A 10977-nucleotide genomic window follows, 5' to 3' on the forward strand; every position below is an offset into this window, starting at 1 on the left:
GGTTAGTGAGGCGGTTACCGCGCCTCAACGGTTTCGACGATCTCGCCGTGGAGCTCGGCCTCCCCGCCGGTCGGGGTCGCGAGCGTCGTGCCGCAGACCGCACACGACACCACGGAGGAGGCCTTGCCGAAGACGACCTGTTCGTTCTCGCAGTCGCCGCAGGCGACGCGGTGGAAATCTCCCGCCATGCTTACTCCTGGAACGTGAGCCGGCCGGCGCGCCATCCCTCGCGCATGTGGGCCTTGCCGCAGTCGCCGCAGCGGTACTTCAGGTGGGTCTTCTTGGTCGGCTTGTCGCCACCGGGCACCTTCGAGTACCCGCCGGCGTTGCCGATCGTCGCGAGCGCGCGGCGTCGCTGCCGCGCGTCGCGTTTCATTCCGGTCGCCCGACCCGATCGAACCTTCTCCACTTCGTGCTCCTGATGGGAGTCACAGTGTGGACAGTACGTGTTGAAACGACGTGGCATCTCCATGGATATCGACCTTGAGTCGCGGTTCGTCGCCGACGCTTAAAACGGGTTTGGTCTGGTTCGCGTCCGGTGATCGCTCGTGTCACCGACTCCCGCGATCGTCGTGCGACGCGCTCACTCGCGCCACTCCGCGACCGCCCGCACCGGCGACCCGTCCCCCTCGCGGAGCCGGAGCGGGAAGGCGTACAGCCGGAACCGCGCCGGCAACCCGTCGAGCCCGCAGAGGTTCTCGACGATCGGGAGGCCATCGGTTAAAAGAGCGTCGTGGGCGGGGGTGCCGTCGGGTTCCTCGTCTCGCGCGCGGGTGCCGTCGGGTTCCTCGTCGCGGGCGCCCCCGGATCCCTCGACCGTGGTCTCGCTCCCCGTTCCCGCTGGCGTCGGGTCCGGCCCGAACGTGTCGAGCCCGACGCCGACGTTCCGGTCTCGACACCGCGCCGCGGCCGCCTCGGTCAGGTACGGGTGGTCGCGGTACCGCTCGGTACCCCAGTGGCCGGCCCAGCCGGTGCGACAGACGAGGAGGTCGACCGTGTCGACCGCGTCCGCCGCGTCCCCGAGTACGCCCGACAGCGCCTCTGCCGTGATCGCCTCCCGCGGGGCCAGCGGTCGGAGGTCCACGAGGCGGGCGTCGAACGCGAACCGACTCGGCTCGGTCTCGTCGACCGTCGCACCCTCGGGGAGCGTGTGGCGCGGGGCGTCGACGTGGGTGCCGGCGTGGGTGCCGATCCGGAGCTCGCTCGTCGCGTAGCCGTCGGCCTCGTGGGTCGCGTCGGGTGCGAGCGTCACATCGGGGTCGCCGGGGTACGTCTGCATCCCCGTCTCGATCGGCCGGGAGAGATCGCGGAACACGCGTCGCGATGGGGCACGCCACCGGTTAAAAACGGCGGGAGAACCGGGCAACTGAGGGCGGGGCCGTCGGCGCCTGCCCCGACTTCCGCGGCCCGAACGTATTTCCACCGGCCCCCGTTCGATGCGCCCATGTCGGCACTGCCGCTCGACGCCTACTACGACCTGACCCAGATCGGCGAGGTCGCCGTCTCCCCGCCCGGCGACCGCGTCGCCTTCACCGCCACCGAGTACGACCAGCGCGAGGACGAGGCCGTGGCCTCGCTGTTCGTCGTGCCGACCGACGGCTCCCGCGAGCCGCACCGCCTGACGAGCGCGTCCGGCGCCTCCGCGCCGCAGTGGGGCCCCGAGGGCGACCGTCTCGCGTTCGTGGCCGCCCGCGACCCTGACGCCGAGCGGCGCGTCGGATGGCGGGACCGGGAGAAAGAGCAGGGCGACGGAGACGAGGCCGAAACGGCGGACGACGAGGACGGTGAGGCGGGCGGCGACGACGTGGCCGACGAAGACGAGGGCGAGCGCGCGTCCGGCGACGACGAACCGAAACCCCAAGTGTGGCTGTTCGACCTCGCGCTCGGCGGCGACGCCAGACAGCTCACCGAGCGAGACGAGGGCGTCGGCGACTTCGACTGGTCGCCGTCGGGCGACCGGCTGGTGATCGAGTCGCGCGACCCGACCGACGAGGAGTCAGAGTACCTCGATCAGGTGCGCGAGGAGGGCGGGCCGATCGAGACGACCCGCCTCCAGCACAAGCTGAACGGCGTCGGGTGGACCGACGACGTGACGCCGTACCTCTTCGTCGTCGACCTCGACGACCCCGAGAGCGACCCGCGACGGCTCGACGACGCGTACGGCGGCGGCGCGTTCCAAGAAATCGCCGGCATGGACCCGCACTGGGGCGAGACCGACCGGATCGCGTTCACCTCCTGCCGGCTCGACCGGCCCGACGACACCACCGTCCGCGACGCGTACGCGGTGTCGCCCGCGGGCGGCGACGCCGAGCGGCTCACCCGCGGCGACCGCTCTCACGGCGTCCCGACGCGGCGCCCGGGCGCCGACGAGCTGGCGACCGTCGCCGGCGACCCGTCCGACCCGCCCGCGCCGAGCGAACTGTACCTCGTCGGCGGCGGGGGGGATGCTGTGACCGTCAGCTCCCTCACGGCCGACCTCGACCGGACGGTCGCGCGCGGCGGCGAGCCGGTCTGGGTCGACGGGGCGATATACGTCCCGATCGCCGACGAGAGCCACACGCGGCTCGTCAGGGTGGAGACCGACGGAACCGCCGAGCGCGTCTTCGCGGCGCAGGGTCGCGATCGCGCGCTGGCCGGCTTCGACGTCGCCGCGGACGGCTCCACGGCGGTGATGATCCTCTCGGAGCCGACCGCGGGGACCGACCTGTACGCGGTCGACGTCGCGGATCTCGGCGACGGAGCGAACGCCGCCGACGGTGCCGAACCGACGGTCGCCGACCCGCCGGCCGAACCCGAGTCGTTCCGTCGGCTCACGGCCGTCAACGAGTCCCTGATCGAGGAGTTCTCGCTGCCGGAGGCGACGCGCGTCGAGTGGGATTCGGACGGCTGGACGCTCGACGGCGTCGTCTACCACGACCCGGAGGTGGACCCGGCGGACGGGGACCACCCGCTCGTGGTGGCGATCCACGGCGGGCCGATGTCGTACGACGAGCCCGTCTTCAGCTTCGCGCACGCCGCGCTGACGAGCCGCGGATACCTCGTCTTCCGCCCGAACTACCGCGGCGGTACCTCCCGCGGCCGGGAGTTCACCGCGGAGCTGACCGGCGCGTGGGGGACCGCCGAGGTCGACGACATCGCGGCGGGCGTCGCGTCGCTCGCCGAGCGAGGGTGGGTCGACCCCGACCGCGTCTTCGGCCACGGCTTCTCGTACGGCGGGATCGCACAGGGGTTCCTCGTCACCCGGGAACCCGACCTCTTCGCCGCCGCCGCGCCGGAGCACGGCATCTACGACCTCCGCTCCGCGTTCGGCACCGACGACACGCACACGTGGCTCGAGGCCGAGTACGGGCTCCCGTGGGAGAACCCGGAGGCGTACGACGCGTCGACGGCGATCCTCGACGCCGGGGAGATCGAGACCCCGCTGCTCGTGATGGCCGGCGGGGAGGACTGGCGGTGTCCGTCCTCCCAGTCCGAGCAGCTGTACGTCGCGGCCCGGAAGCAAGGCGTCGACGCCGAGCTCGTCGTCTACCCGAACGAGCACCACGACATCGGCGACCCCGACCGGGCGATCCACCGGCTGGAGAAGATCCTCGACTGGTACGAGACCCACGACCCGGCGGTCGGCGCCGAGAATTGAGTCCCTAGTGCTCGACGAACTCCACGAGCACCCCGCCCGTCGACCGCGGGTGGAGGAAGGCGACCTCGTGGCCCCACGCCCCCGGACGCGGCTCCTCGTCGACGAGGTCGACGCCGAGGTCGCGGGCGCGGTCCAGCGCCGCGGGGAGGTCGTCGGTCGCGAGCGCGACGTGGTGTATCCCCGGTCCCTCCCGGTCGAGGTAGTCGGCGATCGCGCCGCCGTCGTCGGGCTCTAACAGCTCGAAGTAGCCGCCGTCGTCGAGTTCGAGGAAGACGACCTCCATCCCGTCGAACGTCTCCTCGTGGGCGACCGGGGCGTCGAGGAGGCCGTCGAACAGCTCGGCGAGGTCGGCGGCGTCGCGCGTCGCGACGCCGACGTGATCGAATCGCATACGTCCCGGATCGGCTTCCGCTGTCTTATAACGACCGAGCCGGTTCCCTCCCCGGGCCCGCCGGGATCCAAAGGTTTGGGTGGGTCCCGCGAGAAACGGGGACCGACTCCACCAGTGAGCGACTCACAGACCGACTCGACGGAGCAGATGACGTCGCGGAACATCCTCGGCTCGCTGCTCGAGAGCGCGCTCCACGAGATGCAGCGGGAGCGTTCCGGGCTGCTGCTGTCCGGGCTGTCGGCGGGGCTCGACATCGGGTTCGGCCCGCTGATGATGGCGGTGATCCTGACGCTCTCGCCCGGGAGCTTCGGCGACCTCGGGACAGAGCTGCTGCTGGCGAGCGTCTACTCCATCGGCTTCATGTTCGTCATCTTGGGCCGCTCGGAGCTGTTCACCGAGCACACGACGCTGGCCGTGATCCCGGTGCTCGACCGACAGGCGTCGTTCAGACAGTTGGGCCGGCTCTGGGGGCTGGTGTACGTCGGGAACCTCGTCGGCGGCCTGCTGTTCACCCTGCTCGTGACCCTGTTGATGCCGGAGCTCGGCGTCGTCGACCCCCAGTCGTTCGAGACCATCGCGCTGAAGCTCGTCGACCACGATCTCCCGTGGCTGTTCGTCGGCGGGGTCTTCGCCGGGTGGCTGATGGGGCTGCTGGCGTGGCTCGTGACGGCGGCGCAGGACACGACCGCCCGGATCCTCCTCGTGCTGATCGTCACCGGCACGATCGGGCTCCTCCACCTCCCCCACTCGATCGCGGGCAACGTCGAGGTGCTGTTCGGGCTGATCGTCTCGGACGCCATCTCGCTGTCCGACTACGTCGGGTTCCTCGTGCTGGCGACGATCGGAAACGCCTTCGGCGGCGCGGTGTTCGTCGCGCTGCTGAAGTACGGCCACGTCGTCCGCGGCGCGGACTGAGCGCTTCGCGGAGCCGGACGCCCCCGTCGTCGACCGACGCCCTCGCGGGCCGGTCGCCTCACCGCCCCGGCTTGTACTCTCCGAACTCGTCGCGGAGCACGTCGGAGACCTCTTGGACCGTCGCGTACGCCTTCACGGCGTCGACGATGGTCGGCATCACGTTCTCGGTCCCCCGTGCGGCCTCGCGCAGCGACGCGAGCGCGTCCTCGACCGCGTCGTCGTCGCGGTCGTCTTTCACCCCTTGGAGGCGATCGCGCTGGTTCTGCTCCTGCTCGGGGTCGACCTCCTCGAGGTCCATCTCCGGCTCCTCGTCGACCGCGTACTCGTTGACGCCGACGATGATCCGCTCGCCCTCCTCGATCTCCCGCTGGCGCTCGAAGGCGACGTCCTGTATCTGCCGTTGGACCCACTGGCTCTCGACCGCCTCCAGCATCCCGCCGCGGCGGTCGACCTCCTCCAGAATTTCGAACGCCTCCTCCTCGATCCCGTCGGTGAGGTCCTCCACGTAGTAGGACCCCGCGAGCGGGTCGATCGTGTCGGCCGCGCCCGACTCGTGCGCGAGGATCTGCTGGGTGCGGAGCGCGGTGCGGACGGACTTCTCGGTGGGGAGCGCGAGCGCCTCGTCCTTCCCGTTGGTGTGGAGGCTCTGCGTGCCGCCGAGCACCGCCGCGAGCGCCTGATACGCGACGCGGACGACGTTGTTCTCGATCTGCTGGGCGGTGAGGGTGGAGCCGCCGGTCTGGGTGTGGAACTTGAGCTGTTTCGACTTGGGGTTCTCGGCGCCGAACCGCTCGTCCATGATCTGCGCCCACATCCGGCGGGCGGCGCGGAACTTCGCGGCCTCCTCGAAGACGTTGTTGTGGGCGTTGAAGAAGAAGGAGAGCTGCGGCGCGAACTCGTCGACGTCGAGACCGGCGTCGATCGCGGCCTGCACGTACTCGATCCCGTCGCCGAGCGTGAACGCGACCTCTTGGGCCGCGGTCGAGCCGGCCTCGCGGATGTGGTACCCAGAGATGGAGATGGTGTTGAAGCTGGGGGTCTCCTCGGCGCAGAAGTCGAAGATGTCCGTGATCAGCCGCATCGACTCCTTCGGCGGGTAGATGTAGAGGTTCCGCGCGATGTACTCCTTCATGATGTCGTTCTGGATCGTACCACGGAGCTCCTCGCGGGGGACGCCCTGCTCGTCGCCCATCGCGACGTACATCGCGAGGAGGACGGCGGCGGGAGCGTTGATCGTCATCGACGTCGACACCTCGTCGAGGGGGATCCCGTCGAAGACGGTCTCGAAGTCGTCGAGGGTGTCGATGGCGACGCCCGAGCGGCCGACCTCGCCCTCGGCCATCGCCGCGTCGGAGTCGTACCCCATCTGCGTCGGGAGGTCGAACGCCATCGAGAGCCCGGACGAGCCCTCGTCGATGAGGTAGTTGAACCGCTCGTTCGTCTCCGCGGCGGTGCCCATCCCCGCGTACTGGCGCATCGTCCAGAGCCGGCCGCGGTGCATCGTCGAGTAGACGCCGCGCGTGTACGGGTCCTCGCCCGGGTTCCCCAGGTCCTCGCGGTAGTCGTGGTCAGGAACGTCGGCGGGCGTGTACAGCGGATCGACCTCTTGGCCGCCCGTATCCGTGGTGAACGTCTCCTTGCGCTCCCCGAACCGGTCGACCGTCTCGCCGTAGGTCCCCTCTTCCCACGACTCCTTGGCCTCCCGGATCGCGGCCAGTTCCTCAGGGTCGTACATTATTGAATCGGTCGACCGAGCGGGACTTAACAGTTTTCAGGGCCGGCCTCCTCGCGGGCCCCTCGACCCGCCCCGGCAACCGGTTTCAAGTACTGTGCAGTCAATTCACGCGCATGGACGTCCTCTCCGACTCGGCCGGGCGCTTCCTCGCCGCGACGGCGCCCGAGCACACCGCGACGCAGGCGGCGATGGCCGAACTCGCCGACGACTGGGGATTCCCGATCATCGGGCCGGAAGCGGGGGCGGTGCTCCGGCTGCTCGCCCGGCTGACCGACGCCAAGCGGGTGTTCGAGTTCGGCTCCGGCTTCGGCTACTCCGCGACGTGGTTCCTGCGCGGCGGCGCCGAGGCGGTGATCTGCACGGAGTTCGACGAGGGGGAGGCCGAGCGCGGCGTCCGATTCGCCGCCGACGGCGGCTACACCGACAGCGTGACGTTCGAGGTCGGCGACGCGATGGAGACGATAGAGCGCTACGAGGGCCCCTTCGACGTGGTCCTTATCGATCACCAGAAGGGCCGGTACGCCGAGGCCTACCGCACGGTTCTCTCCAAGGTCCGGACCGGCGGCGTGATCGTCGCCGACAACGTCACGCGCGGGCCGATCGACTTCGGCGACCTCGTCGCGCACTTCGAGGACGGCGCGCCCCTGCCCGACCCCGAGGTCGACGAGGAGACCCGTGGAATCGGCGAGTACATCGGGACGGTGCGCTCCGACGACGCCGTCGAGACCGCGATCCTCCCGGTCGGCTCCGGGATCGCGGTATCGACGAAGGTGGCGTGAGGGAGCGGCGACGCGGACTGTGTTGAAATGGATCTGCGGTCGGCGTCGCCGGCGCGTAGCGCCGGCTGGGGCTTTGGAGAGAGTCAGTGACGATCCGCCGTCGACGATTTATAACCGAGTAAGTGGATATCCCCCGCTCAATCCCACCTCTCCAACCCCGTAGAGGCCGAAGCTATTCGGGCGTCGCTCCCGAACCCCATTTCGATGAAGACGGGGCTCATCTCGGACGTCCACGCGAACCTCCCGGCGCTCGAAGCGGTCCTCGACGACATGCCGGCGGTCGACCGGATCGTCTGTGCCGGCGACGTGATCGGGTACAACCCGTGGCCGGCCGAGTGCGTCGATCGCGTGCGCGATGTCGCGACGGAGACTGTCCGAGGGAACCACGACCGCACGGTCGAGACTCCGGAGCGTTACCGCGCCAACCGCATGGCCGAGGCCGGGCTCGAACACGCGAAGGCGTCGCTGTCGGACGACCAGCTCGCGTGGCTTCGCGGGCTCCCGCGCGCCGAGACGTTCGCGGGCGGGCGGTATCTGCTCGTCCACTCGCACCCCGCGGCCGAACGCGAGGACGCCTACGTCTACCCCGAGGAGTTCCCGGGCCTCGACCGACACATGGGCGAGTACGACGGGATCGTCCTCGGACACACGCACGTGCAGGGCAAGCGAGCCGTCGCCGGCGGCGTGGTCGTCAACCCCGGCAGCGTTGGGCAGCCGCGCGACGGCGATCCCGACGCGGGGTACGCCGTGCTCGACACGGTGACGGACGAGGTCGCCCTCGAACGGGTCGCGTACGACGTCGACCGCGTGAGCGAGGCGGTCGCCGACGCCGGGCTCCCGGAGCGGACCGCCGACCGACTTTATAACGGCGAGTGAGGGCCGGAACGCTACGCCGTCGCGGGACGGGGGATCCGCGTCACGGCCAGAGTCCGAGCAGAAGCAGGGCGTTCCGCGCGGCGGTCGCCAGCGAGAGCAGGCCGACGCCGGCGCACATCAGCGTCGCGACGAGCCGCCGGGTTCCCCCGGCCACCGCGACGGGGACACCGATGACGACCATCCCCGCGGCCTTGGTGAGGAGCATCCCGGGGACGAGCCCGAAGGCGGCGATGAACGCGCCGCCGACGGGGGAGCCTTCGACGTACTGCCCGCCGCCGATGGCGACGTACGTGGACGCCACGTCGGCGACGACCCCGACGGCGAACAGGACGATCGCGGCGGCGAATCGCGAGGGCACTGCCACACCGGAGGCGACGGATTATAATAAGCTTCCGGGACCCCGGGGAACCGCATGACGCGACTGGGAGCGCGCGGAATCAGGGGACTCGAACCGGGGCGCCGCGGCGACCGGGCTGGCCGCTGAACGCGCACAGCACGAATCCATTTAAACCGACGCGTCGCGTACGATCCGGTAATGAGTACGTCCGAGGACGAGTACGAGATCGCGGTGGTCGGCGGCGGGCCGGCGGGCCTGACGACCGCCCTGTACGGGGCCCGCTTGGGCCACGAGACGGTGCTGATCGACCGCGGCGGCGGCCGAGCGGCGATGATGGCCGACACGCACAACGTGATCGGCGTCACCGAGGACGTCTCCGGCAACGAGTTCCTCGCGACCGGCCGCGAGCAGGTGCAGTCGTACGGCGGGACCTTCGAGCGCGGGTTCGTCAGCGACGTGACCGAGACCGAGGACGGTCGCTTCCGCCTCTCGACGAACGACGCCGAGTTCCTCGCCGACCGCGTCGTGCTCGCGACCGGCTTCTCCGACGAGCGCCCGGACCCGCCGCTCCCGCGGACGGGGAAGGGGCTCCACTGGTGTCTGCACTGTGACGCGTACATGTTCGTCGACGAGCCGGTGTACGTGATGGGCCACGGCGAGGCGGCCGCCCACGTCGCGATGATCATGCTGAACGTGACCGACGACGTGGATATCCTGACCCGCGGCGCGGAGCCGACGTGGAGCGAGGAGACCGCCGCCCAGTTGGAGGCGCACCCGGTCGAGATCGTCCACGAGGACGTCGCCGGCGTCGAGAACGACCCCGACTCCGGCTGGCTGGCGGCCTTGGAGTTCGAGGACGGCGCTCGCCGCGAGTACCGCGGCGGCTTCCCGATGTACGGCTCAGACTACAACGCCGCGCTCGCCGAGGGACTCGGCTGCGATCGCACCGAGGGCGGCGAGGTCGACGTCGACGACCACGGCCGCACGAGCGTCGACGGCGTCTTCGCGCTCGGCGACCTCACCCCCGGCCACAACCAGGTCCCCGTCGCGATGGGGCAGGGCGCGAAGGCCGGGCTCGCTATCCACAAGGAGATCCGCGAGTTCCCGCGTTCGACCGAGGAACTCGCCCGCGACGGCCCCGTCGACGCCGACGAGGTGCCCGCTATCTCCCCCGAACTGCTGGCGACCGCGGTCGCCCACGAGGGCCACGCCGGCGGCCCGCGGACGGGGACGGATCCGGCTGACAAACCGGAGGCATCCGCGGCCGACGACGACTGAGACGGCTCGATCCGACACCCCCGGAGACTCCTGAACCGAGCCGATGACCCGCTCGGCGGATCGCGATACCGACCTTTTTTGATCCGTTGCGGCCGACCGTTCGTATGGGAACGATCAGCGCCGACTTTGCCGGCGAGACGGTCGTGGTCACGGGGGGATCGAGCGGTATCGGTCGCGCGGTCGCGACCGGGTTCGGCGACGCGGGAGCGACCGTCATCAACGCCGACGTGCGGGCGGCGCCGAAGGACATCGACGCCGATGCCCCCACGCACGAGGCGATCGAGGAGCGCGGCGGGACCGCCGCGTACGTCGAGACCGACGTCTCCGAGCCGAGCCAGATCGAGTCGGTGATCGAGGCGGCCCGCGAGTTCGGCGGGGTCGACGTGATGGTCAACAACGCGGGCGTCCACCGAAGTCTCGAATTCCTCGACGTCACCCCGGAGGACTTCGATTTCGTCCACGACGTCAACCTCAGGGGCGCGTTCTTCGGCACGCAGCTGGCCGCGAAGGACATGATCGACCGCGGTGTCGAGGGCGCGATCGTGAACACGTCGTCGACGACGGCCGAGCGGCCCGAGTGGGACCACTCCCACTACGCGGCGACGAAGGGGGGCATCCAGATGCTCACCCGCAGCGCGGCGCTCGAACTCGACGGCCACGGGATCAGGGTGAACGCCGTCGCGCCGGGACCGATCGCCACCGAGATCCGAGAGGGCTGGGCCGACGAGGCGCGAGGTGCCATCGAGGAGTCCGACGGGCTCCCCTCGCGGGCCGGGACTCCCGCCGACCTGCGCGACGCGTACCTCTACCTCGCCTCCGAGGGCGCGAGCTACGTGACCGGCGAGACGGTGTGGGTCGACGGCGGAGCGAGTCTGTGAGACCGCGCAGTTTTCTGGAGGGCCAATCGTTGTGCTACTGTTGACATCCTCCTCCGCGTGAACGCGGAGGAATCCCGAGCGGTGGGAGTTTCAGGTTCACAACCATGACTCCGCCACTTTGCGGGACCCCGTCTAACCCTGTCATCGTGGT

The 10977-nt window shown here is 70.3% G+C and carries 12 protein-coding genes; 6 read left to right on the forward strand and 6 right to left on the reverse strand.

Going from position 1 to position 10977, the window contains the following annotated elements; all coding sequences use genetic code 11:
* Positions 1–14: 14 nt before the first annotated feature.
* From OQF71_RS05905 to OQF71_RS05915, 3 genes are all read right to left on the reverse strand, one after another.
* A complete protein-coding gene (locus OQF71_RS05905; protein ID WP_267663352.1) occupies positions 15–188 on the reverse strand; it encodes a 30S ribosomal protein S27e in 174 nt (57 codons plus the stop codon).
* Between the two features lie 2 nt (positions 189–190).
* Positions 191–472 (reverse strand): 50S ribosomal protein L44e, encoded by a 282-nt coding sequence (locus OQF71_RS05910; RefSeq protein ID WP_053771189.1) that lies wholly within the window; start codon positions 470–472, stop codon positions 191–193.
* Between the two features lie 111 nt (positions 473–583).
* Positions 584–1315: a cyclase family protein gene (locus tag OQF71_RS05915; protein WP_280586458.1), complete on the reverse strand. Its 732-nt coding sequence runs from the start codon at positions 1313–1315 to the stop codon at positions 584–586.
* 129 nt (positions 1316–1444) lie between these two features.
* Between OQF71_RS05915 and OQF71_RS05920 the strand changes: the two genes are divergently transcribed.
* Entirely contained in the window at positions 1445–3637 is a 2193-nt protein-coding gene (locus OQF71_RS05920) for a prolyl oligopeptidase family serine peptidase (protein WP_280586459.1), read from the forward strand.
* A 4-nt stretch (positions 3638–3641) separates the two neighbouring features.
* Here OQF71_RS05920 and mce read toward each other — a convergent pair whose 3' ends face one another.
* Complete coding sequence (gene mce / locus OQF71_RS05925) at positions 3642–4028, reverse strand: methylmalonyl-CoA epimerase (protein WP_280586460.1); 387 nt, start codon at positions 4026–4028, stop codon at positions 3642–3644.
* Between the two features lie 114 nt (positions 4029–4142).
* Between mce and OQF71_RS05930 the strand changes: the two genes are divergently transcribed.
* The gene (locus OQF71_RS05930; RefSeq protein ID WP_280586461.1) at positions 4143–4943 is read left to right on the forward strand and encodes a formate/nitrite transporter family protein; all 801 of its coding nucleotides are present in this window, start codon (positions 4143–4145) and stop codon (positions 4941–4943) included.
* Positions 4944–5001: 58 nt separating this feature from the next.
* On the opposite strand, the gene OQF71_RS05935 is transcribed toward OQF71_RS05930, so the two are convergent.
* Positions 5002–6678, reverse strand: a complete 1677-nt coding sequence (locus OQF71_RS05935; protein ID WP_280586463.1) for a methylmalonyl-CoA mutase family protein — start codon at positions 6676–6678, stop codon at positions 5002–5004.
* 113 nt (positions 6679–6791) lie between these two features.
* Between OQF71_RS05935 and OQF71_RS05940 the strand changes: the two genes are divergently transcribed.
* Positions 6792–7457: an O-methyltransferase gene (locus OQF71_RS05940; RefSeq protein WP_280586465.1), complete on the forward strand. Its 666-nt coding sequence runs from the start codon at positions 6792–6794 to the stop codon at positions 7455–7457.
* A gap of 204 nt (positions 7458–7661) precedes the next feature.
* A complete protein-coding gene (locus OQF71_RS05945; RefSeq protein ID WP_280586467.1) occupies positions 7662–8333 on the forward strand; it encodes a metallophosphoesterase family protein in 672 nt (223 codons plus the stop codon).
* 40 nt (positions 8334–8373) lie between these two features.
* On the opposite strand, the gene OQF71_RS05950 is transcribed toward OQF71_RS05945, so the two are convergent.
* Positions 8374–8691 carry a hypothetical protein gene (locus OQF71_RS05950; protein ID WP_280586468.1) on the reverse strand — a complete coding sequence of 106 codons (318 nt, stop codon included), beginning with the start codon at positions 8689–8691 and terminating at the stop codon, positions 8374–8376.
* Positions 8692–8868: 177 nt separating this feature from the next.
* Here OQF71_RS05950 and OQF71_RS05955 point away from each other — a divergent pair, with 177 nt between their 5' ends.
* Positions 8869–9948, forward strand: coding sequence for an NAD(P)/FAD-dependent oxidoreductase (locus OQF71_RS05955; RefSeq protein ID WP_280586469.1), 1080 nt, complete (start codon positions 8869–8871; stop codon positions 9946–9948).
* 104 nt (positions 9949–10052) lie between these two features.
* Positions 10053–10826: an SDR family NAD(P)-dependent oxidoreductase gene (locus OQF71_RS05960; protein WP_280586471.1), complete on the forward strand. Its 774-nt coding sequence runs from the start codon at positions 10053–10055 to the stop codon at positions 10824–10826.
* The last annotated feature ends 151 nt before the right edge of the window (positions 10827–10977 follow it).

It is taken from the genome of Halorubrum sp. Boch-26, assembly GCF_029889805.1.
Classification (GTDB): Archaea; Halobacteriota; Halobacteria; order Halobacteriales; family Haloferacaceae; genus Halorubrum.

Excerpts from the sequence above, each read along its gene's own strand:
- OQF71_RS05935 (WP_280586463.1), bottom strand. The coding sequence starts at position 6,678 with ATGTACGACCCTGAGGAACTGGCCGCGATCCGGGAGGCCAAGGAGTCG.
- mce (WP_280586460.1), bottom strand. The coding sequence starts at position 4,028 with ATGCGATTCGATCACGTCGGCGTCGCGACGCGCGACGCCGCCGACCTC.
- OQF71_RS05910 (WP_053771189.1), bottom strand. The coding sequence starts at position 472 with ATGGAGATGCCACGTCGTTTCAACACGTACTGTCCACACTGTGACTCC.
- OQF71_RS05920 (WP_280586459.1), top strand. The coding sequence starts at position 1,445 with ATGTCGGCACTGCCGCTCGACGCCTACTACGACCTGACCCAGATCGGC.
- OQF71_RS05955 (WP_280586469.1), top strand. The coding sequence starts at position 8,869 with ATGAGTACGTCCGAGGACGAGTACGAGATCGCGGTGGTCGGCGGCGGG.
- OQF71_RS05945 (WP_280586467.1), top strand. The coding sequence starts at position 7,662 with ATGAAGACGGGGCTCATCTCGGACGTCCACGCGAACCTCCCGGCGCTC.
- OQF71_RS05905 (WP_267663352.1), bottom strand. The coding sequence starts at position 188 with ATGGCGGGAGATTTCCACCGCGTCGCCTGCGGCGACTGCGAGAACGAA.
- OQF71_RS05940 (WP_280586465.1), top strand. The coding sequence starts at position 6,792 with ATGGACGTCCTCTCCGACTCGGCCGGGCGCTTCCTCGCCGCGACGGCG.
- OQF71_RS05960 (WP_280586471.1), top strand. The coding sequence starts at position 10,053 with ATGGGAACGATCAGCGCCGACTTTGCCGGCGAGACGGTCGTGGTCACG.